Source organism: Streptomyces griseomycini (assembly GCF_014203535.1).
Classification (GTDB): Bacteria; Actinomycetota; Actinomycetes; order Streptomycetales; family Streptomycetaceae; genus Streptomyces; species Streptomyces griseomycini.
Genome location: NZ_JACHJI010000020.1, coordinates 66,568 through 92,074, shown reverse-complemented (window position 1 = coordinate 92,074; position 25,507 = coordinate 66,568). Strand labels below are relative to the sequence as shown.

Sequence of the window (25,507 nt, the reverse complement as noted above, 5' to 3'; positions counted from 1 at the left end):
CGCCGGCGGCCCGCGCCTACGCCAGGCTGTCCCGCCAGGCCCGGTGCAGATCGGCGAACCGGCCCGTCCCGGCGATGAGTTCGTCCGGGCTGCCATCCTCCACGATCCGCCCGTGCTCCATCACCAGCACCCGGTCGGCGATCTCCACGGTCGACAGCCGGTGGGCGATGACGACCGCCGTACGCCCCTTCAGCACCGTCGCCATCGCCCGCTGCACCGCCCGCTCCCCGGGGACGTCCAGCGAGCTGGTCGCCTCGTCCAGGATCAGCACGGCCGGGTCCGCGAGCAGCGCCCGGGCGAAGGCCACCAGCTGGCGCTGGCCGGCCGAGATGCGGCCGCCGCGCTTGCGGACGTCGGTGTCGTAGCCGTCGGGCAGCGCGGCGACGAAGTCGTGCGCGCCGATCTCCTTCGCCGCCTGCTCGATCTCCTCGCGGGTGGCGTCCGGCCGCCCGATGGCGATGTTCTCGGCGACCGTGCCGGAGAACAGGAACGCCTCCTGGGTCACCATGACCACCCCGCGCCGCAGCTCGGGCCCGGCGAGGTCGCGCAGGTCCACGCCGTCGAGCAGGACCCGGCCGTCGGTGGGGTCGTAGAAGCGGGCGAGCAGCTTGGCCAGGGTCGACTTGCCCGCGCCGGTGGAGCCGACGACGGCGACGGTCTGTCCGGCCGGGAGGGTGAGGTCGAAGCGGGGCAGCACCTCGCCGCCGGTGCGGTAGGCGAACCGGACGCCGTCGAAGACGACCTCGCGGCCGGGGTGCTCCGAGCGCCGCTCCGGAAGCTCCCGGGGGGAGGCCGGCTCGGGCACGGACGGGGTCTGCGCCAGCAGCCCGGCGATCTTCTCCAGCGAGGCCGCCGCCGACTGGTAGGAGTTGAGGAACATGCCGAGCCGGTCGATCGGGTCGTACAGCCGCCGCAGGTACAGCACCGCGGCCGCCAGCACACCCAGGGCCAGCGACGCGTCCGCGACCCGGTAGGCGCCCCACAGCACGATCAGCGCCACCGTGGTGTTGGCGGTGATCCGGGAGCCGACGACATAGCGGGCCATCTCCAGCAGCGCGTCGCCGTTGGTCCGCTCGTGCCGCCGGTTCAGCACCGCGAAGTCGGCGTCGTTGGCGGCCTCCCGGCGGAAGGCGCGCACCGGCCGGATGCCGTTCATCGTCTCGACGAACTTCACGATCACCGCCGCGATGGCCGTGGACCGCTTGCGGTACACCCGGCCCGCCCGCCGCTGGTAGGACCGCACGAGCGCGTACAGCGGCAGGAAGGACGCCACCGCGACGGCGCCGAGCCCCAGGTCCAGCCAGAGCAGCAGCACCGAGATGTAGACGCAGGACAGGACGACCGTCACCAGTTCCTGCAGGCCCTCCTCCAGCAGCTCGCGCAGCGACTCGACGTCGGTGGTGGAGCGGGAGATGAGCCGGCCCGAGGTGTAGCGCTCGTGGAAGTCGACGCTGAGCGCCTGCGCGTGCCGGAAGATCCGGCCGCGCAGATCGAGCAGCACGTCCTGGCTGACCCGGGCGGAGGCGGTGACGAACGCGTACTGCAGTGCCCCGGCCGCCGCCGCGCACAGCAGGTAGCCCACCGCCACCGCGATCAGCGGTCCGCGGTCGTCGGCCCGGAAGGCGGGCACCGCACGGTCGATCGCGTACGCCACCAGCAGCGGGCCCGCCTGCACGGCCGCCTGCTGGAGCATCAGCAACAGCGCGGTGGCGACGACCCGGCCGCGCAGGGGGGAGAGCAGGGAGCGCAGCAGCGCGCCGGTGGCGCCCGCGGGAGCGGGCAGGACGTCCCGGTCGAAGGGGTCGCCGGTCTCCTCCGGCGACCGGTCGTCGTCCTTGTCCCGGGCGGGCGCGGTGGTGACCGCCGTCATCGGATGTCCTCCTGTTCCCCCGCCGGGTCGCCGGACATGAGGTGGGCGTACTCGGGGTTGCCGCGCAGCAGTTCGTGGTGGGTGCCGACCGCGGTGATCCGGCCGCCGGAGAGCAGGGCGACGCGGTCGGCCAGCAGGACGGTGGAGGGGCGGTGCGCCACGATCAGGGCCGTGGTGTCCGCGAGCACCCGGCGCAGGGCGGCCTCGACCGCGGCCTCCGTGTGCACGTCGAGCGCGGACAGCGGGTCGTCCAGCACCAGGAAGTCGGGGCGCCCGACCACGGCCCGGGCGAGCGCGAGGCGCTGCCGCTGCCCGCCGGAGAGGCTGAGCCCCTGCTCGCCGACCTGGGTGTCCACGCCCTGCGGCAGCGCGTACACGAAGTCGGCCTGCGCCACGCCGAGCGCCCGCTCCAGCTCGCCCTTCCCGGCGGTGGCCGTCCCGGCGCCCATCAGCACGTTCTCCCCGACACTGGCCGAGAACAGCGTCGGCTCCTCGAAGGCGACGGCGACCCGGGAGCGCAGCTCCTCGCGGGACATCGCCGTGATGTCCGTGCCGTTCAGGGTGATCCGCCCCGAGGTCACCTCGTGCAGCCGCGGGACCAGGGCGGTCAGCGTGGTCTTGCCGCTGCCGGTCGCGCCGACCAGGGCCAGGGACTCGCCGGGGCGGATGTGCAGGTCGATGCGGTCGAGGACGGGCGGGGAGCCGGCGGGGGCGTCGGGGTAGCGGAAGGTGACGCCGTGGAAGCGCAGCCCGCCCCGGGCAGCCGCGGGCCGTCGCGCCTCCCCCGGTGCCTCAAGGGCCCGGGAGGTACCCCCAGGGGCGCCGGGGGTCCCCCCTGCTCGAGCGAGGCCGGGAGCCCGGGGGAGGGCGGGCGCCGGGGGTGCCCCCTGCCCGAAGGGCTCGGGGGAGGCACCCCGCTCCGCCGGGCCGCGCGACCCGGCCCCGGCCCGCGTCGACCCCGGTTCGCCGGAAACCCGCGGCTCCTCCTCCTCCGCGTCCATCACCTCGAAGTACCGCTCGGTGGCGGTGGCCGCCTCCTGGCTCATCGCCAGCAGGAACCCGATCGAGTCCACCGGCCAGCGCAACGCCAGCGCCGTCGACAGGAACGCCACCAGCGTGCCCGCGGACAGGTCCCCGTCGGCCACCCGCACGGCCCCGAGCACCAGCGCCGCGCCGATGGCCAGCTCCGGCAGCGTCACGATGACGCCCAGGATCGTGGCCAGCAGCCGGGCCTTGTGCAGTTCCGTGCCGCGCAGCTTCCCCGACAGCTCCCGGAAAGCCCGCGCCTGACTGCGGTGCCGGCCGAACCCCTTGATGATGCGGATGCCGAGCACGCTCTCCTCGACGACCGTGGTCAGATCGCCGACCTGGTCCTGCGCGAGCCGCGCCGCCTTGGAGTACCGCTTCTCGAAGACCACACAGGTGACCATCACCGGCACGGCGGGGACGAGGATCACCAGTCCCAGCGTCCAGTCCTGGACCAGCATGATGATCACGCCGACGAGGATCGTCACCCCGTTGACCAGGAGGAACGTCAGCGGGAAGGCCAGGAACATGCGCAGCAGCATCAGGTCCGTGGTGCCCCGGGACAGCAACTGCCCCGACGGCCACCGGTCGTGGAAGGCCACCGGCAGCCGCTGCAGGTGCCGGTAGAGGTCCGCCCGCATCGCCGCCTCGACCCCCGACAGCGGCCGGGCCACCAGCCAGCGCCGGAACCCGAACAGCAGCGCCTCCGCCAGCCCGAGCAGCAGCAGGTACAGCGCGCCGAGCCACACGCCCGCCGGGTCCCGGTCGGCGATCGGCCCGTCCACCATCCACTTCAGGACGAGCGGGATGACCAGCCCTATGCAGGAGGCGAGGATCGCGACGAGCGCGGCGGTGAACAGCCGCGTCCGCACGGGCCGTACGTACGGCCACAGTCGCAGCAGCGTGCGCACGGTGGAGCGGGTCCGGGAGGGAGGGAGTGTGGTGGCCATCAGCAGTGAGCCTACGGATGGCCACTGACACTTCCCACCGAGTTTCGGCCGGACCCGACTCGGTCTCCGGTCCTACGACCTGCGCGGACGACCGGGCGCACGCCGGCACACCGGCCGGGCGCACGCGGGGATCCCGGCCGGTCGTGCGCCGGAGTCCCGGCCGGTCGCACCGCCCGGGCCCCGGGAGTCGTACCACTCCATCAGCCGATCGGCTGATGCCGCTTCGAGCGCGACGGCCGATGCGCGCCCGCCCCGCACCCCGCGAGGCTGGGGCCATGCCCGTCATCGAAGTCACCGACCTGCGCAAGTCCTACGGCGGCCGGCCCGCCGTCGACGGCGTCTCCTTCACCGTCGAGGAGGGCGAGATCTTCGGGATCCTCGGCCCCAACGGCGCCGGCAAGACCACCACCGTCGAATGCGTCGAGGGCCTGCGCGTCCCCGACGCGGGCCGGGTCCGCGTCACCGGTCTCGACCCCGTCACCGACCACGAACGGGTCGCCCGCGTCCTCGGCGTCCAGCTCCAGCAGAGCGAACTCCAGCCCAAGCTCACCGTCCGCGAGGCCCTGGAGCTGTACGCCGCCTTCCACTCCCGGCCCGCCGACTGGCGGCCGCTGGCCGAACGCCTCGGCCTGACCCGGCAGCTGGACACCCGGTTCGGCAAGCTCTCCGGGGGCCAGAAGCAGCGCCTGTTCATCGCGCTCGCGCTCGTCGGCGACCCCCGGGTGATGGTGCTGGACGAGCTGACCACCGGCCTCGACCCGCGTGCCCGCCGCGACACCTGGCGGCTCATCGAGGACATCCGCGCGGCCGGCGTCACCGTCCTGCTGGTCACCCACTTCATGGAGGAGGCCCAGCGGCTCTGCGACCGGATCGCGGTGATCGACCGGGGCCGGGTGGCCGCCCTGGACACCCCGGCCGGACTGGTCCGCCGCTCGGCGGGCGCCACCGTCATCAGCTTCTCCCCGTCCGCGCCGCTGGACGAGCGGGACGTGAGCGCGCTGCCCGGCCTCGCCTCGGTCGAGCACCAGGGCGGCCGCGTCACGCTGTCCGGCACGGACGAGACGGTCAACGCCGTCATCACGCTGCTCGCCCGCACGCACGTCACCGCGCACCAGCTCCGGGTCACCGACGCCACGCTGGACGACGCGTTCCTGGACCTGACGGGCACGCCCGGCCCGACCGAGGAGGCCTCGGCATGACCACCCCCCTGTTCCACGCCGCCGTCCTGCGCACCGAGGTCCGCCTGTTCCGGCGCGAACCCGGCAACCTCTTCTGGATCATGCTCTTCCCCAGCCTCCTGCTGGGGATCCTCGGCGCCGTCCCCTCCTTCCGCGAAGCGGATCCCTCCCTCGGCGGACTGCGCGCGGTCGACGCCTACGTGCCGGTCGCCGTGCTGCTCGGCGTGATCGTCGCCGGGGTGCAGGGGATGCCGCAGACCCTCACCGGGTACCGCGAGCACGGCATCCTGCGCCGGATGGCCACCACACCGGTCCGGGCCGCCGCCCTGCTGTCCGCGCAGATGCTGGTGTTCGGCGGGGCCGCCCTGGTCTCCGCCCTGCTCGCGCTCGCGGTCGGCCGGCTCGCCTTCGACGTACGACTGCCGGGCCGACCGGTCGGGTACCTCCTCGCGCTGCTGCTGGCCGTCCTCGCCTGCCTCGCCCTCGGGGCCCTGCTCTCCGCCCTGTCCCGCACGACGAAGATCGCGGCCGCGGTCGGGTCCGCCGCGCTGTTCCCCGCGATGTTCTGCGCGGGCGTGTGGCTGCCCGTGCAGGCCATGCCGGACCTCCTCGCCGACATCGTCGGCTGGACCCCGTTCGGCGCCGCCGCCGAGGCCCTGAACGACGCCGCGGCCGGCGACTGGCCGGGCTGGACCCACCTGGCCGTGACGGCGGCCTGGACGGTGCTGCTGACGGCCGCCGCCACCCGCTGGTTCCGCTGGGAGTGAGACGGAGCGCCGTGCCCGACACTGGTGCGATGACACAGGCGGTGGGCAGCACACGGGGGACGTCGAGGCTCGAGCAGCGGTGGGAACTGTTCCACCGCTGGGGACCGTACGCCCTGCTCGGCATTGGTACCGCACTGGCGGCGGGCACCGTCTCCGCGGTCGGCATGACCCGCACGGAGGTGTACGCCTCCGGCGGGCTCGTCGTCGCGGCCCTCGTGCTCCAGCTGTGGTGGGGGCGCGCGGCGCGCAGCCGCCCGGGACCGTCCCCGGCGGGCACGGCCTACTTCGCGCTGCGCACGGCCATCAGCTTCGCCCTGACCTGGATGAACCCGCTGTTCGCGTTCCACGCGGTGGTCGGCTACTTCGGCTCCGAACGGCTGGTGCCACGGCGGCTCGTCACTCCCGGGCTGCTGGTCACCGCGGTCACGGTCGCCGGTTCGCAGAGCGGCGGACTGCCGCCGCGCGACCGGACCGGATGGATGGTCTTCGGCGCCGTCCTGGCCGTCAACATCGCGCTGCTCTTCCTCTTCGCCCACCTCGCCGGCCTGGAGGAGGAGCGCGCCCGCACCCAGGCCGCGACCATCGCCGAACTGGAGCGCACCAACACGGCGTTGCAGCAGGCACTCGACGAGAACGCCGCCCTGCACGCCCAACTCCTCGTCCAGGCCCGGGAGGCCGGGGTCGCCGACGAGCGCCGGCGGCTGGCCGCCGAGATCCACGACACCCTCGCCCAGGGGCTGACCGGCATCATCGCCCAGCTCCAGGTCGTGGCGGGCACCCCGGACCCGGCGGTGGCGCGCGAGCACGTCGCACGGGCCACGGACCTCGCCCGCGAGAGCCTCGGCGAGGCCCGCCGCTCCGTGCACAACCTCGCCCCGGTCGCCCTGGACCGGGACGGACTGCCCGAGGCGCTGCGGAAGACCGTCACGTCCTGGGGCGAACGCACCGGCGTCCGCGCCGGCTTCACCACCACCGGAACCGCCGAACCGCTCCACGAGGAGGTCGCCGCCACCTTGCTGCGCATCGCCCAGGAGGCCCTGTCCAACACCGCGCGGCACGCGAAGGCCGGCCGGGCCGGCGTCACCCTCTCCTACATCGGCGACGAGGTCACCCTCGACATCCGCGACGACGGACGCGGCTTCGACCCGCGCGTCCGCCCCGCCCGCACCGGCACCGGCGGCTTCGGCCTCGACGGCATGCGCGCCCGCGCCGAACGCATCGCCGGTTCCCTCACCGTGGAGTCCGAACCCGGCCTGGGAACGGCGGTGTCGGCTCGCGTACCGTTGGTCCGCCATGACTGACGCCCCCGCCATCTCCCTCCTCATCGTCGACGACCACCCCGTCGTACGGGACGGCCTGCGCGGCATGTTCGCGTCCGCGCCCGGCTTCCGCGTCCTCGGCGAGGCGGCGGACGGGGTCGAGGCGCTGGAGCGGGCCGCCGCCCTGGACCCGGACGTGATCCTCATGGACCTGCGCATGCCGGGCGGCGGGGGAGTGGACGCCATCCGCGAACTGTCCCGCCGCGGCGCCCGCGCCAAGGTGCTCGTCCTCACCACCTACGACACCGACTCCGACACCCTCCCCGCCATCGAGGCGGGCGCGACCGGCTACCTGCTGAAGGACGCGCCGCGCGAGGAGCTGTTCACGGCGGTGCGGGCGGCGGCCGACGGCCGTACGGTCCTCTCCCCGGCGGTGGCCTCCCGCCTGGTCTCCGCGGTCCGCGCCCCCCGCCCGCCCGGCGGCGAACCGCTGTCCGCCCGCGAGCGCGAGGTCCTCGCCCTGGTCGCCAGGGGCACCTCCAACCGCGAGATCGCCCGCGAACTGTTCATCAGCGAGGCGACGGTGAAGACCCACCTCACCCACCTGTACGCCAAGCTGGGCGTCAAGGACCGCGCCGCGGCCGTCGCGACGGCCTACGACCGGGGCATCCTGGGCTGACCGCCCCCTGTTCCCCGGGCACCCCGCCCGCTCAGCGCACCCGCAGCAGCAGCACCGTCCGCCCCGGCACCGTGATCGACGTCCCCGCCCGGTGCACCGTCCCCGGTTCGGACGCCTGCTCCTCCCGCCCGGTGTCCACCACCACCTCGTACCGTTCGGCCCACGGCGGCCCCGGCAGCACGAAGTCCACCGGCCCGTCCCCGGCGTGCAGCACGGCGAGGAAGCTGTCGTCGAGGACCGGCGCCCCCCGCTCGTCGCGCCCCGGTATGTCCCGCCCGGAGAGGTACATGCCGAGCGTGGCGGCGGGCGCGTACCAGTCGCCCTCGGTCATCTCCGCGCCCCGCGGGGTGAACCAGGCCAGGTCGCGCAGCCCGTCCGCGGAGTGCGCGCGCCCGGAGAAGAAGGCCCGGCGGCGCAGCACCGGGTGCCGGTGGCGCAGGGCGATCAGCCGGGAGGCCAGCTCGAACAGGGCCTTCCAGCCGGGGTCGTCCAGCAGGCTCCAGTCCACCCAGCCGGTCTCGTTGTCCTGGCAGTAGGCGTTGTTGTTGCCGCCCTGGGTGCGGCCCATCTCGTCGCCCGCGACCAGCATCGGGACCCCCGTCGACAGCAGCAGCGTGGTCAGCAGGTTCCGCAGCTGCCGCCGCCGCAGGGCCCGTACGCCCTCGTCCTGCGTCTCTCCCTCCGCGCCGCAGTTCCAGGAGCGGTTGCCGTCCGTGCCGTCCCGGTTGCCCTCGCCGTTGGCCTCGTTGTGCTTGCGGTCGTACGACACCAGGTCGCGCAGGGTGAAACCGTCGTGCGCGGTGACGTAGTTGACCGAGGCGTACGGGCGCCGCCCGCCCCAGGCGTACAGGTCGCTCGACCCGGACAGCCGGTAGCCCATCTCCCGCACGTCCGGCAGGGCGTGCCGCCAGAAGTCCCGCACCGCGTCGCGGTACCGGTCGTTCCACTCCGTCCACAGCGGCGGGAACGCGCCCACCTGGTAACCGCCGGACCCCACGTCCCACGGCTCGGCGATCAGCTTCACCCGGCGCAGCACCGGGTCCTGGGCGATCACCGCGAGGAACGGGGAGAGCATGTCGACGTCGTGCATGGAGCGGGCCAGCGCCGCCGCCAGGTCGAAGCGGAAGCCGTCCACGCCCATCTCGGTCACCCAGTACCGCAGCGAGTCCGTGATCAGGCGCAGCACGTGCGGCTGGACGACGTGCAGGGTGTTGCCGCAGCCGGTGTAGTCGGCGTAGCGGCGGGCGTCCGGCTGGAGGCGGTAGTAGCCGCGGTTGTCGATGCCCTTCAGGGAGAGCGTGGGGCCCAGCTCGCCCGCCTCCGCGGTGTGGTTGTAGACCACGTCGAGGATCACCTCGATGCCCGCCGCGTGCAGGGCGCGCACCATCCGCTTGAACTCGCCGACCTGCTGCCCGGTCGTCCCGGAGGCCGCGTACCCGGCGTGCGGGGCGAAGTAGCCTATGGAGTTGTAGCCCCAGTAGTTGCGCAGCCCCCGCCGCAGCAGGTGGTCCTCGTGCGCGAACTGGTGCACCGGCAGCAGCTCCACGGCCGTCACGCCCAGCTTCACCAGGTGCTCGATCGCCGCGGGGTGCGCGAGCCCGGCGTACGTGCCGCGCAGTTCCTCGGGGACGCCGGGGTGCCGCCGGGTGAACCCCTTGACGTGCAGCTCGTAGATCACCGAGTCCGCCCACGGCGTCTTCGGCCGGTGGTCGTCGGCCCAGTCGTCGTCATCGTGGACGACGACGCCCTTCGGGACGTACGGCGCGGAGTCCCGGTCGTCGCGCACGGTGTCCGCGACGTGCTGCTCCGGCCAGTCGCGGACGTGTCCGTAGACCTCCGCGGGCAGCGCGAAGTCGCCGTCCACCGCACGCGCGTACGGGTCGAGCAGCAGTTTCGCCGGGTTCCAGCGGGCGCCGGTCCACGGGTCCCAGCGGCCGTGTACCCGGTAGCCGTAGCGCCGGCCGGGCAGGACGCCCGGCACGAAGCCGTGCCAGATCTCGTGCGTCAGCTCGGTGAGCCGGGCCCGGGTCTCCCTGCCCCGTTCGTCGAACAGGCACAGCTCGACGCCCTCCGCCCCGCCCGCCCACAGCGCGAAGTTGGTCCCGGCCACCCCGTCCGGGCCCACCCGGAACCGGGCACCCAGCGGCATCGGCCGGCCCGGCCGTACGGACACCGTGGACACGGGCGCCGGCGCCGGCCGCGCGTCGTCCACGACGACCGTCGGGCGCCCGTCCCCGGTGGCCCGCTCCCCGGCCACCGCCTCCTGCTCGGCTGCGCTGGACACCTGTCAGCCTCCCGCGGCTCGTGGAACGACGGCGGACAGGGGCGTGCAGCGGCCCTCACTCCCGGCTCCGGCCGCGGCTCCCGGCGCGTCGTCCTCCCCACTGTTCTGCCCAGAGCGTGCCTCGCACTCACGTTTCCCCGGGGGGCGGCATGGTCGTTTCCCGGGGACGCGGCCCGTCGTTGGGCACCGCGTGAGGCACGTACAAGGGCGCGCACGGCGCGCGAGGGCCGCACTGGCCGCCGTACTGACATGGGCAGGATTGCTGACCGGGGCCGCCGGCTGTACCTCGGACGGCCCCATCGGCGGGGCGTTCGGCCCCCCGGCACCCGAGGAGGTCATCCACGTCGCACCCGGCGACGGCAGCAAGCAGGTACGCCCCGACGCGGAGCTGCGGGTGCGGGTGCCGGACGGGCGGCTGGAGTCGGTGAAGGTCGTCATGGAGCAGGACGCCCGGAAGTCACCGGTCCCCGGACGGGTCTCCGCCGACGGGCTGACCTGGAAACCCGACGACGAACGGCTGGCACTGGCCGCGAAGTACACCGTCGACGCGGTGGCCGTGGACGGTGACGGGCGCCGCTCGGCCCGCCACACCACTTTCACCACCTACGTCCCGGAGGAACGCTTCATCGGCTACGTCGCCCCGGACGACCGCTCCACCGTCGGCACCGGGATGATCGTCTCCCTGGAGTTCAACCGGAAGATCGTCCACCGTGCGGCGGTCGAACGCGCCGTCCGCGTCACCTCCCGCCCCGCCGTCGAGATCCGCCCGCACTGGTTCGGCGCGTCCCGCCTGGACTTCCGCCCCGAGCACTACTGGAAGCCGGGCACCCGGGTCACCGTCGAGCTGCGGCTGCGCGACGTGGAGGGAGCGCCCGGGGTCTACGGGCTCCAGCACCGCACGTTCACCTTCACCGTCGGCCGCAGTCAGGTCTCCGTCGTCGACGCGTCCCGGCACACCATGGAGGTCAGACGGGACGGCGAACTGCTCACCACCGTGCCGGTCACGGCCGGCGCGGCGAAGACCACCACGTACAACGGCAAGATGGTGATCACCGAGATGCTCGAGGTCACCCGCATGGACAGCCGCACGGTCGGCTTCGGCGGCGAGTACGACATCCCCGACGTCCCGCACGCCATCCGCCTGACGAGCTCCGGCACCTTCCTGCACGGCAACTACTGGACCGAGCCCGAGGTGTTCGGCCGGCGGAACGTCAGCCACGGCTGCATCGGCCTGCGCGACGTGAAGGGCGGCGGCGCGGACACCCCGGCGGGCTGGTTCTTCGACCGCAGCCTCGTCGGCGACGTCGTCGAGGTGGTCAACAGCAAGGACAAGAAGGTCGCCGCCGACAACGGCCTCGGTGGCTGGAACATGAGCTGGAAGGAGTGGACGGCGGGCAGTGCGGTGAAGTGATCCCCGGCCGGCGGGCCGGCCCTCCCCGGTACCGGGGAAGTTGGGACTGAACGGTGACAATCCCGCCGCGTCCCACGCCCTTGGCCTGGGGTTACGATGCGCCCTGCGCGCGAGGTACGCGCGGGGGCGCGGGTCCGGCCAGGCCCGCCGAGGGGAGAACATCTTGAACAAGGGGCCGATATCGGGGGCGTCGGTCGCCGTGCGGGGGCGCGGTGGCCGGAAGCTGGCGGCGCTGGCGCTCGGTGTGGTGCTGGCGGTGACCGCCTGCGGCGGCGGGGGGACGGAGCCGGGCTCCGGCTCGGGTGACGGCAAGGGCAAGGACTCGACCGCGGCGCAGAGCAAGCAGTCCGAGGCCGTCGTCAGCATCGCGCCGAAGGACGGCGCGAAGTCCGTGGAGACCAGCGGCGCGCTGAAGGTGAACGCCGCCAAGGGCAGGCTGACCCAGGTCGTCGTCAAGGACCCGGACGGCGAGAAGGTCGAGGGGAAGATGTCCGGCGACGGCGTCACCTGGACACCGTCCACCCACCTGGCCGCCTCCACCAAGTACACCGTGCACGCGGTCGCCGAGGACGCCGAGGGCCGCGTCGCCGCCGAGGACTCCAGCTTCACCACCCTGACGCCGCAGAACACCTTCACCGGCACCTTCACCCCCGAGGACGGTTCCGAGGTCGGCGTCGGCATGCCGTTCTCCCTCCGCTTCACCCGGGGCATCACCAACCCCGAGGACGTCGAGAAGGCCATCCGCATCACGACGGAGCCCGCCGTCGAGGTCGAGGGCCACTGGTTCGGCAACGACCGCCTCGACTTCCGCCCGGAGAAGTACTGGAAGGCCGGCACGAAGGTCACCGTCGACCTCGACCTGGACGGCGTCGAGGGCCGCCCCGGCGTCTACGGCGAGCAGGACAAGACGGTCTCCTTCACCATCGGCCGCGAGCAGATCTCCGTCGTCGACGCCAAGAAGCTCACGATGGAGGTCAAGCGGGACGGCAAGGTCATCAAGACCATCCCCGTCACCACCGGCAAGGCCGGCATGGAGACCTGGAACGGCCAGATGGTCATCAGCGAGCGGCTGAAGGTGACCCGGATGAACGGGGCGACGGTCGGCTACGGCGGCGAGTACGACATCAAGGACGTCCCGCACGCCATGCGCCTGACCACCTCCGGCACCTTCCTGCACGGCAACTACTGGGGCGGGGGAGCCTTCGGCAACTACAACGCCAGCCACGGCTGCATCGGTCTGCGCGACGTGCGCGGCGGCTGGGACAAGAAGGCACCGGGCGCCTGGTTCTTCGACAACTCCATGATCGGTGACGTCGTGATCGTCAAGAACTCCGACGACGCCACCGTCGCCCCGGACAACGGCCTCAACGGCTGGAACATGTCCTGGGAGAAGTGGAAGGCGTAGCCCTCCGCGCGACGTACGCGGCCCCGGTGCGAGCCACGGCACCGGGGCCGCTGCCGTTGGTCACCGTGCTGTGCCTGCCCGGGGGCGGCCCCCGGACCCCCGGCCCGGTGTGAGCGACCGCACCACCCCGGTCGCCGTTGGTCACCGTGCTGTGCCTGCCCGGGGGCGACCCCCGGACCCCCGGCCCGGTGTGAGCGACCGCACCACCCCGGTCGCCGTTAGTCACCGTTAACCTGCTGGCATGACCGTACACCTCGAAGTCGCGGACGGCGTCGGCACGCTGCGCCTGGACCGCCCGCCCATGAACGCGCTGGACGTCGCCACGCAGGACCGCCTGAAGGAACTCGCCGAGGAGGCCGCGCGCCGCGACGACGTGCGCGCCGTGGTGATCTACGGCGGCGAGAAGGTGTTCGCGGCGGGCGCGGACATCAAGGAGATGCAGGCCATGGACCACACCGCGATGGTCCTGCGCGCCCGCGCCCTGCAGGACTCCTTCACCGCCGTGGCCCGCATCCCCAAGCCGGTGGTGGCCGCGGTGACGGGCTACGCGCTCGGCGGCGGCTGCGAGCTCGCGCTCTGCGCCGACTACCGCATCGCCGGGGAGAACGCCAAGCTGGGCCAGCCCGAGATCCTGCTCGGCCTCATCCCGGGCGCGGGCGGCACCCAGCGCCTGTCCCGGCTGATCGGCCCGTCCAGGGCGAAGGACCTCATCTTCACGGGCCGTCAGGTCAGGGCCGACGAGGCGCTGATGCTCGGCCTGGTGGACCGGGTGGTCCCCGCCGAGGAGGTCTACGAGCAGGCGCACGCGTGGGCCGCGAAGCTGGCCCAGGGCCCGGCGATCGCCCTGCGCGCCGCCAAGGAGGCCGTCGACACCGGCCTCGAGACGGACATCGACACCGGCCTCGCCGTCGAGCGCAACTGGTTCGCGGGCCTGTTCGCCACCGAGGACCGCGCACGGGGGATGCGCAGCTTCGTGGAGGAGGGCCCCGGCAAGGCGAAGTTCCTCTGACGCCCCCCGGCACCACGAAACTCCGTCCCGGGCCTTGCAATTGACGCGATGTCTCATCCGGGCCCCTCGGCGGGGCGGTTTATGGGAGCCTTAAGGCACCCTTAAACCTGTCGTGTCGAGGGGGTCCGTCGGTTGCCGCACAGCGAACCGTCGCCGCAGGTCGGACGGGCCGTCGACGGCCCCGAAATGCCGACGGCATATGTCGGCGGACCGTTGCGGAACGGGGGCGCACAGGGGGCGTGTTCCCCCGGAACGACCCCGGAGGACCCCGTGGACGGCCATGATGGGGGCATGACGGGGCTGGAGGGCACGGAACAGCCGCGGGGAGACGGACGCGTGACCGCGTCGCGCTGGTCGCCGACGGCAGAGGACGAACACGCCCCGAAGGCACTGGAGTCGTTCGGCAACCCGGCGGAGGCAGAGGTCCTGCTGCCGTCCCGCCCGGAGTCCGCCGCCACCGCGCGTCGGCTCACCCAGGTCGTGGTCCTGCGCCACTGGGGCCTCGGGGCCAGGATCACCGAGGACGCCGTCCTGCTCGTCTCCGAACTCGTCGGCAACGCCGTGCGCCACACCGGTGCCCGCGTCTTCGGCCTCCGGCTGCGCCGCCGGCGCGGCTGGATCCGCGTCGAGGTCCGTGACCCCTCCCGCGGCCTGCCCTGTCTGATGCCGGTCCAGGACATGGACGTCAGCGGCCGCGGCCTCTTCCTCGTCGACAAGCTCGCCGACCGCTGGGGCGTCGACCTGCTGCCCCGGGGCAAGACCACCTGGTTCGAGATGCGCGTCGCGGACCGCTGACGCACGGCGCCGGCGCGGTGTCCTCAGCCGCGCAGGAACAGCGCCTCCGAACCCACCGGCCGGTAGCCGGCCGCCTGGAAGGCCCGCATGCTGCGGGCGTTCCCGGGCGATATCTGCGCCCACACCGGCTCGTTCCCGGCCAGCCGCCGCGCCGCCAGCGCCAGCCGCCGTCCCCGGCCCCGGTGCCGCGCCTGCTCCGCCACCTCCACCGCGACCTCGAGCCGTCCCGCGATCCCGCGCCCCAGGACCAGCACACCCCCGTCCGCCGTCCACACCCGCACGTCGTCGCGCCGCCTGCGGGCGCTCACCACCCGGGGGTGGCCGGGGTCGCCGACCTGCTCCAGGGCGAGCGGCGGACCGTCCGACGGCGGACCGTCCGGCAGCGGGGCGGCCACCGTCATCACGTCGATCGTGTCCGTCCGCCGCCCCGTGCGCTCCATGAAGGCGGCCAGGAAACGGACGTTCATGGTGGCGGCCAGCGCGTCGCAGTCGGCCGAGGCCAGCGTCCGCCGCACCCACGCGGGGTCCTCGTCGGTGAAGACGACGGAGTGCGCGGTGAACGCCAGCACCCCCGCGTCCCGGCCGGACGGCTGCGCCACCACCGTCGTCCCGCCGTCCGGTGCCGGGAAGACGCCGCGCGCCGCCGCGTCGAGAATGTCCCGCAACGTGTCCCGCGGTGTGCCCGTCACCTTCACGCTCCTTGAGTCTCCACCCACTGGAAGGCCCAGACTCCCAGACATGATCGAAGACGGCACCGGACTTCTCACCATCGGCGAGCTCGCCCGTGCCACCGGCCTGTCCGTGCGCACCATCCGCTACTGGTCCGACGAGGGCGCCCTGCCGCCGGCGGCGCGTTCCGCGGGCGGCTACCGGCTCTACGACGCCGGCTCCGTCGCCCGTCTGGAACTGGTCCGCACCCTGCGCGAGCTGGGCCTCGGCCTCGCCGACGTACGCCGGGTGCTGACCGGTGAGACGACGGTCGCGCGGGTCGCGGCGGCCCACGTGGCCGCGCTGGACGCCCAGATCCGGGCGCTGAAGGTGACCCGTGCGGTGCTGTCGACCGTGGCACGACGTGGTTCGACCGCCGAGGAGACGACACTCATGAACAGACTGGCCCGACTCTCCACCGCCGAGCGCAGGCGCATCATCGAGGACTTCGTGGCGGAGATCTTCGAGGGCGTCGACACGGCGGACCCCGACATCCGCACCCGCCTGCGCTTCGCCGCCGCCGACCTGCCCGACGACCCCGCCCCCGAGCAGGTGGACGCCTGGGTGGAGCTCGCCGAACTGATCCAGGACCCGGAGTTCCGGGCGACGATGCGCAGGATGATCGAGTTCAACGCGGCGGACCGGGGACCGGACGTCCCGGCGGGCTCCTCCCTGTGGTTCATGAGCCGCCTGGTGCGGCTCGCGGGCGACGCGCTGAGGGAGGGCGTCGCACCGGACTCGCCGCGGGCCGCCGGCGTCCTGCGCGCGCTGATCGGTGACGCCGACCCGGCCGCCGTACTGGAACGCCTCGCGGCGGCGACGAACCCCCGCCTCGCCCGCTACCGCGAGCTCTCCGCGATCGTGAACGGCCTGGAACCCCCGTCCGTCCACGAGGAGGAGTTCGGATGGGTGGTCGCCGCGTTGCGGGCTCGAGCGGGCAGTTAATCTGACCTGCGTCATCAGGACTCCAGGGAGTCCGACAGAGCACCGGAAAACTAGACAAAAAGGGGCGGATCGGTGGCGGACATCGAGGAAGCGCGCAAGCAGTTCGAGCGGATCGATACGGACGGGGACGGATTCATCACCGCTGCCGAGTTCAAGACCGCCCTCGCCCAGGGCGGTGACTGGAACGTCACCGAGGCGGTCGCGGAGGCGGTCATCAAGTCCCGCGACCTGAACGGCGACAAGGTCCTGTCCTTCGACGAGTTCTGGGCCCACCTGAACAAGTAGGACCCCGTACGGGGGCCCGGCGCGCACACCTTCCCGTGCGGGCCGGGCCCCCGCGCCGTGCCCGGGGCGGCGCGATGTCACCCGTACGGCCGACGGGGCCGGAATAGCCCGGCCGCCTCGGAGGTTGGTGCCGACCACGGCGGTTCCCGAGGGGAACCGGAGCGGACACCGATCCCCGGAAGGGCCAGGCGAGTCGGACATGAAGATCGGCATCATCGGCGCGGGCAACATCGGCGGAAACCTCACCCGGCGGCTCACCGCCCTCGGGCACGACGTCTCCGTCGCCAACTCCCGCGGCCCGCACACGCTCACGGAGCTGGCCGAGGAGACCGGGGCGAGGCCGGTGCGGGTCGAGGAGGCGGCCCGGGGCGCCGAGGTCGTGGTCGTCGCCGTCCCGCTGAAGGCCGTCCCGGACCTGCCGTCCGGCCTGTTCGACGAGGCCGCGGACGGCGTCGCCGTCGTCGACACCGGCAACTACTACCCGCGGCAGCGCGACGGGAGGATCGCCGGCATCGAGGACGAGGGCCTCACCGAGAGCCGCTGGACGCAGCGGCAGCTCGGCCACCCGGTGATCAAGGCCTTCAACGGCACGTACGCCCAGGACATCCTGGACCGTCACCGTCCGGCCGGCGCCCCCGACCGGATGGCCCTCCCCGTGGCCGGCGACGACGGGGCGGCCAAGCGGAAGGTCCGGGCCCTGATCGAGGAGCTCGGCTTCGACACCGTCGACGCGGGCGGCCTCGACGACTCCTGGCGCCAGCAGCCCGACACCCCGGTCTACGGCCTGCGGGCGGACGCCGAGGCCGTCACCAAGGCCCTCGCGGAGGCGTCCCCGGAGCGCAAGCCGGAGTTCCGGGGTTAGGCACTTCCGGCCCACTTCCTCAACGCCGACCTGCTGGAGAAGTCCGCGACGTTCTTGTCCAGCGGGTCGTCGGTGTACTGGTGGAAGCGCCATTCGGCTCGGATGCGGGGTTTCCCGGCGGTGACGTAGTCGGCGATCCAGAGGCCGTCGCCGGCGTAGGACGTCGTGTCGACGTTGAGCCAGAAATCCCGGTTGCAGTACAGGACGACCCTGTTGTCCGGCCGCAGCTCCTTCACCTTCCGGATGAAGCGGTCCTTCTCGGAGTTGCTCGCGCGGGTGCCCTCGCCGGTGGTCTCCCAGTCGACGGCGAGGATGTCGCCCCGCCTCTCCGGGGCCTTGCTCACGAAGTACTCCGCCTGGTCGGTGAGGTTGCCCGGCCAGAGGAAGTGGTAGAAGCCGACCACCAGGCCGGCGTCGCGGGCCGTCTTCGTCTGGGCGGAGAGCCTGGGGTTGGTGTAGGAACGGCCCTCCGTCGCCTTGACGAAGACGAAGGACAGGCCGTCGGTGTCGTACGAGGAGGGCTGGTACGAGCTCACATCGATGCCACGCAGCATGCGGGCTCCCTGACGTGCTTGTGGGGGAGGGGAGTTGAGTGGTTCATTCCCCACCACGGCGGCGTCCACGCACCGGCGCGGCCCCCCGCGGGGTGCGCGCGCCTCCAGGAGGCGTGTTCAGTCGAGAACCGCTCTCAACCGGTCGCAGATCCGCTCCACCTCGGTCGCCTCGGGGAAACACCCCGCCTCACCCATGGCCGGCTGCAGCGCGGGGCCGAAGGCGCCGGACCGGGACAGCTCCCGGCGCCCGACGGGCTGCACGACGAAGTGGAGGTGGCCGGGAACCCCGCCCGCGTGCGACCACAGGCACACGTACACCTGCTCCGGGGACACCACCGTGGTGACGGCGGCGCTCACCCGCTGCAGCAGGGGCCCCAGCTCGGCGGACTCCCGCGCCGTCAGCTCGGCGACGTGCACCACGTGGCGGGCAGCCTTGACCACCAGGGTGCCCGGCCCCAGCGGCCCGACGCAGTGCTCGACCACCCAGGACCCGGACCGCGGCACGTTCCCGCCCGGCAGCGGAACCGCGCCGGCCGTCAGGTCGCACGCCAGGCACCCGTCGCCCGCGCCGGCTCCCTCGGCCACCGGGGTCCCCTTCCCCGGGAGTTCCGCGGCTCCCCGTTCGGCATCCGGTCACGCGAACGGCCGAGCCGCACGGGCCCTGAGGGCCTTCGGCGTCCGGAAGGGCCCTGTCGTCGGGCTCAGCACTCGATGATGTTCACCGCCAGCCCGCCCCGGGCCGTCTCCTTGTACTTGACCGACATGTCCGCGCCGGTGTCCTTCATCGTCTTGATGACCTTGTCCAGGGACACCTTGTGCGAGCCGTCGCCGCGCATCGCCATCCGCGCCGCCGTGACCGCCTTCACCGCGGCCATGCCGTTGCGCTCGATGCACGGGATCTGGACCAGGCCGCCGACCGGGTCGCAGGTCAGGCCCAGGTTGTGCTCCATGCCGATCTCGGCGGCGTTCTCCACCTGCTCCGGGGTGCCGCCGAGCACCTCGGCGAGGGCGCCCGCGGCCATCGAGCAGGCGGAGCCCACCTCGCCCTGGCAGCCGACCTCGGCACCGGAGATGGAGGCGTTCTCCTTGAAGAGCATGCCGATGGCGCCGGCCGCGAGCAGGAAGCGGACCACGCCCTCCTCGTCGGCGCCGGGCACGAAGTTCATGTAGTAGTGCAGCACGGCCGGGATGATCCCCGCCGCTCCGTTCGTCGGCGCCGTGACGACCCGGCCGCCGGCCGCGTTCTCCTCGTTCACCGCCATCGCGTAGAGCGTGATCCACTCCATGGCGAGGGCCTGCGGGTCGCCCTCGGAGCGCAGCTTGCGCGCGGTGTTCGCGGCCCGGCGGCGCACCTTCAGACCGCCCGGCAGGATGCCCTCGCGGGACATGCCGCGGTCGACGCACGCCCGCATCACCCGCCAGATCTCCAGCAGGCCCGCGCGGATCTCCTCCTCGGTCCGCCAGGCGCGCTCGTTCTCCAGCATCAGGGCGGAGATGGACAGGCCCGTCTCCTTCGTCAGGCGCAGCAGCTCGTCGCCCGTGCGGAAGGGGTACTTCAGGACGGTGTCGTCCAGCTTGATGCGGTCCGCGCCCACCGCGTCCTCGTCGACGACGAAGCCGCCGCCCACCGAGTAGTACGTCTTGGCCAGCAGCTCGGCGCCGGACGCGTCGTACGCCCACAGCGTCATGCCGTTGGCGTGGTACGGGAGCGCCTTGCGGCGGTGCAGCACCATGTCGTCGTCGAAGGAGAACGCGATCTCGTGCTCGCCGAGGAGGCGGATCCGGCCGCCGTCCTTGATCTTCTCCACCCGCTCGTCGGCCGTCTCCACGTCCACCGTGCGCGGCGAGTCGCCCTCCAGGCCGAGCAGCACCGCCTTGGGCGTGCCGTGCCCGTGGCCGGTGGCGCCGAGGGAGCCGTACAGCTCGGCCCGGACCGAGGCGACGGAGCCCAGCAGGTCCTCGTTGCGCAGCCGCCGGGCGAACATGCGGGCCGCCCGCATCGGGCCGACCGTGTGCGAGCTGGACGGGCCGATGCCGATCGAGAACAGATCGAAGACCGAGATGGCCACGGGAGGACTCCTAGGGGTTCGGCGGACGGCGCTGTCCACCGGGGAGGGGGCGGATCACGAGCGGGTCGGAGGTTCGGGAGGGGGTGTCACGTGCGGGGGTCATGGTGCGGGGCACCGCGCTCACCGACCCAGTGTGCGCGATGCCCCGGACGTCCGTACGAATAAAAGCGTACGAAATTACTGCAGACCGGGGTACAGCGGGTGCTTCTCGGCGAGAGCCGTGACCCGCGCCCGGAGCGCCTCGGCGTCGTAGGACGGCTTCAGCGCCTCGGCGATCACGTCCGCGACCTCGGCGAAGTCCTCGGCCGTGAAGCCGCGGGTGGCCAGGGCGGGCGTACCGATGCGCAGGCCCGAGGTGACCATCGGCGGACGCGGGTCGTTCGGGATCGCGTTGCGGTTGACGGTGATGCCGACCTCGTGGAGCCGGTCCTCGGCCTGCTGGCCGTCCAGCTCCGAGTTCCGCAGGTCGACCAGGACCAGGTGCACGTCCGTGCCGCCGGACAGCACGTCCACGCCCACGGCCCTGACGTCGTCCTTGACCAGGCGCTCGGCCAGGATGCGGGCGCCCTCCAGGGTGCGGCGCTGCCGCTCCTTGAAGTCCTCGCTCGCGGCGACCTTGAAGGCGACCGCCTTGGCCGCGACCACGTGCTCCAGCGGACCGCCCTGCTGGCCCGGGAACACCGCGGAGTTGATCTTCTTGGCCAGTTCGGCCGTGGAGAGGATCACCCCGCCGCGGGGGCCGCCGAGGGTCTTGTGGGTCGTGGTCGTCACGACGTGGGCGTGCGGCACCGGGTTCGGGTGCAGGCCCGCCGCGACCAGACCGGCGAAGTGCGCCATGTCGACCATGAGGTACGCGCCAACCTCGTCCGCGATCCGGCGGAACGCGGCGAAGTCCAGCTGACGCGGGTACGCCGACCAGCCGGCGACGATCAGCTTCGGCTTGTGCTCCTTGGCCAGGCGCTCGACCTCGGCCATGTCGACGACACCGGTGTCGTCCACGTGGTACGCGACCACGTCGTAGAGCTTGCCGGAGAAGTTGATCTTCATGCCGTGGGTCAGGTGCCCGCCGTGCGCGAGGTTCAGACCCATGATCGTGTCACCGGGCTTGAGCAGCGCGAACATCGCGGCGGCGTTGGCCTGCGCGCCCGAGTGCGGCTGCACGTTGGCGTGCTCGGCGCCGAAGAGCTCCTTGACGCGGTCGATGGCGATCTGCTCGATCACGTCGACGTGCTCGCAGCCGCCGTAGTAGCGGCGGCCGGGGTAACCCTCGGCGTACTTGTTGGTGAGGACCGAGCCCTGGGCCTCCATGACCGCGACCGGGGCGAAGTTCTCCGAGGCGATCATCTCGAGGGTGGACTGCTGGCGGTGCAGCTCGGCGTCGACCGCCGCGGCGACGGCCGGGTCGAGCTCGTGCAGGGGCGTGTTCAGAAGCGACATGCGGCTACGGCTCCTCAGCCGGCGATGTGGGCGTCGTACTCGGCGGCGGTCAGCAGGTCGGCCGGCTCGTCGGTGACGCGCACCTTGAACAGCCAGCCGCCCTCGAAGGGGGCCGAGTTCACCAGCGACGGGTCGTTCACCACGTCCTCGTTGACCTCGGTGACCTCGCCGGAGACCGGGCAGTACAGGTCGCTGACCGACTTGGTCGACTCCAGCTCGCCGCAGGTCTCGCCCGCGGTCACGCTGTCACCGACGGCGGGGAGCTGGACGAAGACGACGTCGCCGAGCGCGTTGGCCGCGTGCTCCGTGATGCCGATCGTCGACACGCCGTCCTCGGCGGCCGACAGCCACTCGTGCTCCTTGCTGTAACGCAGCTGCTGGGGGTTGCTCATGGCCTGAATTCTCCTGTACACGGGGGACTGCTGATGACTGAGGGGACCGCGGGGACCGCGTGTGGGCAGGTACGGCGTACCCGGCCGCACACGTGGAGGGCTGCCCGGGGAAGAGACGCTACGCCGGTGTCACTTCTGCCGCTTGTAGAACGGCAGCGCCACGACCTCGTACGGCTCGTGGCTGCCGCGGATGTCCACGCCGACGCCCTCGGTGCCGGGCGCCGCGTACGCCGGGTCGACGTAGGCCATGGCGATCGGCCTGCCCAGGGTCGGGGAGGGAGCGCCGGAGGTGACCTCGCCGACCACCTCGCCGCCGGCGACGACCGCGTACCCGGCGCGCGGGACGCGGCGGCCCTCGGCGACCAGGCCGACCAGGACGCGCGGCGGGTTCTGCTCGGCGCGCGCGGCGGCCTCGGCCAGGGCGGCGCGGCCCACGAAGTCGCCCTCCTTCTCGAACTTCACCACCCGGCCCAGACCGGCGTCGAAGGGCGTCAGGGAGGTGCTCAGCTCGTTGCCGTACAGCGGCATGCCCGCCTCCAGGCGCAGCGTGTCCCGGCAGGACAGCCCGCACGGGACCAGGCCCGCGCCCTCGCCGGCCTTGGTCAGCGCCTGCCACAGCTCCACCGCGTGCTCCGGCTTCACGAACAGCTCGAAGCCGTCCTCGCCGGTGTAACCGGTGCGGGCGATGAGCGCGGGGACGCCGGCGACGGTGCCGGGCAGGCCGGCGTAGTACTTCAGGCCGTCCAGGTCGGCGTCGGTCAGGCTCTTCAGGATCGCGGGGGACTCGGGACCCTGCACGGCGAGCAGCGCGTAGGCGTCGCGGTCGTCGCGCACCTCGGCGTCGAAGCCGGCCGAGCGCTCCACGAGGGCGTCCAGCACCACCTGCGCGTTGGAGGCGTTGGCGACCACCATGTACTCGGTCTCGCCGAGCCGGTAGACGATCAGGTCGTCCAGGATGCCGCCGTCCTCGCGGCAGATCATGGTGTAGCGGGCGCGGCCGGGCTTGACGCCCCCGATGTTGCCGACCAGGGCGTGGTCGAGGAGTGCGGCGGCCTGCGGGCCGGTGACCGTGATCTCGCCCATGTGCGAGAGGTCGAAGAGGCCGGCCTTGGTGCGCACGGCGTTGTGCTCGTCGCGCTCGGAGCCGTAGCGCAGGGGCATGTCCCAGCCGGCGAAGTCGGTCATCGTCGCGCCGAGCGAACGATGCAGCGCATCGAGCGCGGTCCGGCGGAGTTCGGTACTGCTCATCGGTCGGTCTCCCAAGGCAGGACAGGCGAGGAACGTTCCTCCCCATCTGTCATCGGAACCTGAGAGGTTCGCCATGACCGTCCACGCAGGGGAGGGATCACGGCTTGCACCTTGGGTGGAGCCGCCGGAGCACTGTCACAGCGGCCCGCTTTTCAGATGTGCCTCGCCCGCGCGGTAACGGGGCCTGAGAGATTCAAGGGAGGGACTTGCTCCTTCGGCGCCCCGGCGACACATGGTGCAGGGGACTCTCCCGCGCGGATTCAAACGGCCGGTATGCAGTTGGCGCGCCCATCATTGCACGCATCTTCGGGGCGCGGCAGGGGGACCCTTCACTGGGTACGCACAGAGTGCGCGGGCGGTCACGGCGAGCTGTGACAGGCCTGTTTCAGGAAACGGACGGAAACGAGAGGCATTCGGTATTACCTTCTCTTTACACTCGGTGGGGATGGGACTCCGTACCTGGCCCCAGGGGAGGACGATCACGGTGAACAGGACCACGGCGTGCGCCGCCACCACGGGCGTCGCGCTGTCCGAGCAGTCGGCCGTTCCGGTCCGGAAGGCCCGCGGCGCACTGCCGGCGCCGGTCGTCCGGGACCTGCGCGGGCGCGCCGGCGGCAGCCCGCACGCCCTGCTCTTCGGACCCCGCGACCTCGTCGTGGTCACCGGACTGCCCGGCAGCGGCAAGTCCACCCTGATGCGGCGCACGGTGCGCGGCACCCGCGTCGACTCCCAGGACACCCGCGACCGCTGGGACCACCGCGTGCCGCGCCTCCTGCCGTACGCCGTCTACCGCCCGCTGGTCCGCCTCGCCCACTACGCCGGGCTGCGCAGGGCCCTGCGCGCGGGCGGGGGAGTCGTCGTGCACGACTGCGGCACGCAGGCGTGGGTGCGCCGCTGGCTGGCCCGCGAGGCCCGGCGCCGGGGCGCCCGCCTGCACCTGCTGCTCCTGGACGTCACCCCGCAGCAGGCCCTGGCCGGCCAGCGCGAGCGGGGCCGGGGCGTCTCCCGGTACGCGTTCCTGCGGCACCGCGCGGCGAGCGACCGGCTGCTGCGGGCGGTGGAGCGGGGCGAGCCGCCGGCCGGCTGCGGCTCGGCGGTCCTGATCGACCGGGACGCGGCGAACGCGCTGCGCCGCATCGGCTTCACGGGCTGACCGGCCGGCCGCACGGACCGATCGCGGCCGGCTGACCGGCCGCGGCGCGGCAGCGGTTAGCCTTTTGAGCCACAGCAGTGGTTCCAGGCAGGCGGTAGGCAGATGGACTTCCCGGCGGATCTCCCGGCGCAGGCACACCCCCACCCGCACGGCGGATGGCCGGGCAACGAGCTGGAGGAGGTGCTCTCCGCCTCCCTCGGCGTCCCCTCGGCGGGCGGCCGGATCGTCGAGGTGCTGGGCCGCAGTTTCGTCTGGGTCCCCCTGCCCAACGGCGGCGGCCCGGACAGCGGCCCGCTCGACCTGCCCACGATGGAGCTCGACGGTCAGGCGTACGTCCCGGTGTTCAGCTCCGAGGAGCAGTTCCGCCAGGTCGTCGGCTCCCACATGTCGTACACGATCGCGCCGGCCGTGGAGTTCGCGCGCGGTCTGCCTCCGCAGGCCGGGATCGCGGTGAACCCCGGTGGCGTGGTCGGCATCCCGCTGCCGCCGCCCGCCGTGGCCGAGCTGTGCCGGGCCGGACGCACCCCGTTGGACGGTCCGGCGGGCGGCGGCCGGGTCCGGCTGTTCGAGCCCGACTGGCAGGACGACCCGGTGGACTTCCTCAGCGCGGCCTCGGCGGAGTTCGAGACCACGGGAGTGGTGGCCACCGCCCGCCGCTGCCTCGCCGCGATCGAGACGGCCGACCCGGTGCTGTTCGTCGGCGTGGAGCTGTCCCGGTGGGAGGGGGACCTGCGGGCCCTGCCGATGGACGCCCTCGGCCGTGCGCTGGGCCGGACGGCGGTGAAGTGGCCGGTCAACCTGGTCCTGCTGGACGTGGCGCAGGACCCGGTGGGCGACTGGATGCGCGACCGGATCCGCCCCTTCTACCAGCGCACCCCGTAGCCCCGCCCGGCACCGTCTCCCCGCCCGCCCCGACAGCCCGGCCGGGCGGACCCGGGAACCGCCCGCCCGACCACGCGCCCACCACCCCGGCGGCCGAGCCCGCGCCGCCTCGTCCGCCGGTGCGGGATTCCCTCCGCTCGGGGGTCGGCCCCGATCGCCCGTCCGTCGGCACGGTGCGATCCGTTCTCCCCGCCGCACGCCCGGTCGCCGGGTCGTGCACCGGATCGTCCGCCAGGCCCTGCCGGAGGCCGCCCGGCCACCTGCCGGGTCCCGCCCGGCGGCCGGCGCCCGTGCCGTCGGTGTCGGCCGGTCGCCCGGTCCGACCGGGCCGTCCGGCGG

At 73.1% G+C, this 25,507-nt stretch carries 23 protein-coding genes and 2 riboswitches; of the genes, 13 read left to right on the top strand and 10 right to left on the bottom strand.

Going from position 1 to position 25,507, the window contains the following annotated elements; all coding sequences use genetic code 11:
* Positions 1 to 16: 16 nt before the first annotated feature.
* Positions 17 to 1,870, bottom strand: a complete 1,854-nt coding sequence (locus tag FHS37_RS34720; RefSeq protein ID WP_184828639.1) for an ABC transporter ATP-binding protein — start codon at positions 1,868 to 1,870, stop codon at positions 17 to 19.
* Positions 1,867 to 3,846, bottom strand: coding sequence for an ABC transporter ATP-binding protein (locus tag FHS37_RS34715; protein WP_221500666.1), 1,980 nt, complete (start codon positions 3,844 to 3,846; stop codon positions 1,867 to 1,869). Before FHS37_RS34715 ends, FHS37_RS34720 begins: the two co-directional genes overlap by 4 nt.
* A gap of 275 nt (positions 3,847 to 4,121) precedes the next feature.
* Between FHS37_RS34715 and FHS37_RS34710 the strand changes: the two genes are divergently transcribed.
* Genes FHS37_RS34710 through FHS37_RS34695 form a run of 4 tightly spaced genes read left to right on the top strand, consistent with a single transcriptional unit; the run spans position 4,122 to position 7,729 of the window.
* The gene (locus tag FHS37_RS34710) at positions 4,122 to 5,045 is read left to right on the top strand and encodes an ABC transporter ATP-binding protein (RefSeq protein WP_184828637.1); all 924 of its coding nucleotides are present in this window, start codon (positions 4,122 to 4,124) and stop codon (positions 5,043 to 5,045) included.
* Positions 5,042 to 5,791, top strand: coding sequence for an ABC transporter permease (locus FHS37_RS34705; RefSeq protein ID WP_184828635.1), 750 nt, complete (start codon positions 5,042 to 5,044; stop codon positions 5,789 to 5,791). The genes FHS37_RS34710 and FHS37_RS34705 overlap by 4 nt, the downstream gene beginning before the upstream one ends.
* Before the next feature lie 29 nt (positions 5,792 to 5,820).
* The gene (locus FHS37_RS34700) at positions 5,821 to 7,092 is read left to right on the top strand and encodes a sensor histidine kinase (RefSeq protein WP_184828633.1); all 1,272 of its coding nucleotides are present in this window, start codon (positions 5,821 to 5,823) and stop codon (positions 7,090 to 7,092) included.
* Positions 7,085 to 7,729: a response regulator gene (locus tag FHS37_RS34695; protein WP_184828631.1), complete on the top strand. Its 645-nt coding sequence runs from the start codon at positions 7,085 to 7,087 to the stop codon at positions 7,727 to 7,729. Before FHS37_RS34700 ends, FHS37_RS34695 begins: the two co-directional genes overlap by 8 nt.
* 31 nt (positions 7,730 to 7,760) lie before the next feature.
* Here the strand turns inward: FHS37_RS34695 and glgX are convergent, their stop codons facing one another.
* Positions 7,761 to 10,013: a glycogen debranching protein GlgX gene (gene glgX, locus FHS37_RS34690; RefSeq protein WP_184828629.1), complete on the bottom strand. Its 2,253-nt coding sequence runs from the start codon at positions 10,011 to 10,013 to the stop codon at positions 7,761 to 7,763.
* 190 nt (positions 10,014 to 10,203) lie between these two features.
* Here glgX and FHS37_RS34685 point away from each other — a divergent pair, with 190 nt between their 5' ends.
* From FHS37_RS34685 to FHS37_RS34670, 4 genes are all read left to right on the top strand, one after another.
* Positions 10,204 to 11,424, top strand: a complete 1,221-nt coding sequence (locus tag FHS37_RS34685; protein WP_184828627.1) for a L,D-transpeptidase — start codon at positions 10,204 to 10,206, stop codon at positions 11,422 to 11,424.
* Positions 11,425 to 11,587: 163 nt separating this feature from the next.
* Complete coding sequence (locus tag FHS37_RS34680) at positions 11,588 to 12,829, top strand: L,D-transpeptidase (protein WP_184828625.1); 1,242 nt, start codon at positions 11,588 to 11,590, stop codon at positions 12,827 to 12,829.
* Positions 12,830 to 13,070: 241 nt separating this feature from the next.
* Positions 13,071 to 13,838: an enoyl-CoA hydratase/isomerase family protein gene (locus FHS37_RS34675; protein ID WP_184828623.1), complete on the top strand. Its 768-nt coding sequence runs from the start codon at positions 13,071 to 13,073 to the stop codon at positions 13,836 to 13,838.
* A gap of 186 nt (positions 13,839 to 14,024) precedes the next feature.
* The gene (locus tag FHS37_RS34670) at positions 14,025 to 14,633 is read left to right on the top strand and encodes an ATP-binding protein (protein WP_184828621.1); all 609 of its coding nucleotides are present in this window, start codon (positions 14,025 to 14,027) and stop codon (positions 14,631 to 14,633) included.
* Positions 14,634 to 14,656: 23 nt separating this feature from the next.
* Here FHS37_RS34670 and FHS37_RS34665 read toward each other — a convergent pair whose 3' ends face one another.
* Positions 14,657 to 15,322: a GNAT family N-acetyltransferase gene (locus FHS37_RS34665; RefSeq protein WP_184828619.1), complete on the bottom strand. Its 666-nt coding sequence runs from the start codon at positions 15,320 to 15,322 to the stop codon at positions 14,657 to 14,659.
* Between the two features lie 49 nt (positions 15,323 to 15,371).
* Here FHS37_RS34665 and FHS37_RS34660 point away from each other — a divergent pair, with 49 nt between their 5' ends.
* The 3 genes from FHS37_RS34660 to FHS37_RS34650 all read left to right on the top strand — a co-directional run bounded on the left by FHS37_RS34660 (position 15,372) and on the right by FHS37_RS34650 (position 17,433).
* On the top strand, positions 15,372 to 16,286 hold the full coding sequence (locus tag FHS37_RS34660) for a helix-turn-helix domain-containing protein (protein ID WP_184828617.1): 915 nt from the start codon (positions 15,372 to 15,374) through the stop codon (positions 16,284 to 16,286).
* A 72-nt stretch (positions 16,287 to 16,358) separates the two neighbouring features.
* Positions 16,359 to 16,571 (top strand): EF-hand domain-containing protein, encoded by a 213-nt coding sequence (locus FHS37_RS34655; RefSeq protein ID WP_184828615.1) that lies wholly within the window; start codon positions 16,359 to 16,361, stop codon positions 16,569 to 16,571.
* A 127-nt stretch (positions 16,572 to 16,698) separates the two neighbouring features.
* Positions 16,699 to 17,433, top strand: coding sequence for an NADPH-dependent F420 reductase (locus tag FHS37_RS34650; RefSeq protein WP_268254605.1), 735 nt, complete (start codon positions 16,699 to 16,701; stop codon positions 17,431 to 17,433).
* On the opposite strand, the gene FHS37_RS34645 is transcribed toward FHS37_RS34650, so the two are convergent.
* From FHS37_RS34645 to gcvT, 6 genes are all read right to left on the bottom strand, one after another.
* Positions 17,430 to 17,987 (bottom strand): glycoside hydrolase family 25 protein, encoded by a 558-nt coding sequence (locus tag FHS37_RS34645; protein WP_184828611.1) that lies wholly within the window; start codon positions 17,985 to 17,987, stop codon positions 17,430 to 17,432. The genes FHS37_RS34650 and FHS37_RS34645 overlap by 4 nt on opposite strands.
* Positions 17,988 to 18,104: 117 nt before the next feature.
* A complete protein-coding gene (locus FHS37_RS34640) occupies positions 18,105 to 18,572 on the bottom strand; it encodes an HIT family protein (RefSeq protein WP_184828609.1) in 468 nt (155 codons plus the stop codon).
* Positions 18,573 to 18,688: 116 nt separating this feature from the next.
* Complete coding sequence (locus FHS37_RS34635) at positions 18,689 to 20,056, bottom strand: L-serine ammonia-lyase (RefSeq protein ID WP_184828607.1); 1,368 nt, start codon at positions 20,054 to 20,056, stop codon at positions 18,689 to 18,691.
* A gap of 177 nt (positions 20,057 to 20,233) precedes the next feature.
* A complete protein-coding gene (gene glyA, locus FHS37_RS34630; RefSeq protein WP_184828605.1) occupies positions 20,234 to 21,493 on the bottom strand; it encodes a serine hydroxymethyltransferase in 1,260 nt (419 codons plus the stop codon).
* A gap of 14 nt (positions 21,494 to 21,507) precedes the next feature.
* Positions 21,508 to 21,885 carry a glycine cleavage system protein GcvH gene (gene gcvH / locus FHS37_RS34625; RefSeq protein WP_184828603.1) on the bottom strand — a complete coding sequence of 126 codons (378 nt, stop codon included), beginning with the start codon at positions 21,883 to 21,885 and terminating at the stop codon, positions 21,508 to 21,510.
* 129 nt (positions 21,886 to 22,014) lie between these two features.
* The gene (gene gcvT / locus FHS37_RS34620) at positions 22,015 to 23,133 is read right to left on the bottom strand and encodes a glycine cleavage system aminomethyltransferase GcvT (protein ID WP_184828601.1); all 1,119 of its coding nucleotides are present in this window, start codon (positions 23,131 to 23,133) and stop codon (positions 22,015 to 22,017) included.
* A gap of 36 nt (positions 23,134 to 23,169) precedes the next feature.
* A riboswitch (glycine riboswitch) is annotated at positions 23,170 to 23,295 on the bottom strand.
* Positions 23,296 to 23,396: riboswitch (glycine riboswitch) on the bottom strand.
* A 221-nt stretch (positions 23,397 to 23,617) separates the two neighbouring features.
* Here gcvT and FHS37_RS34615 point away from each other — a divergent pair.
* Complete coding sequence (locus tag FHS37_RS34615) at positions 23,618 to 24,286, top strand: AAA family ATPase (protein WP_184828657.1); 669 nt, start codon at positions 23,618 to 23,620, stop codon at positions 24,284 to 24,286.
* A 102-nt stretch (positions 24,287 to 24,388) separates the two neighbouring features.
* Positions 24,389 to 25,168 carry an enhanced serine sensitivity protein SseB gene (locus tag FHS37_RS34610; RefSeq protein WP_184828599.1) on the top strand — a complete coding sequence of 260 codons (780 nt, stop codon included), beginning with the start codon at positions 24,389 to 24,391 and terminating at the stop codon, positions 25,166 to 25,168.
* Positions 25,169 to 25,507: the final 339 nt, after the last annotated feature.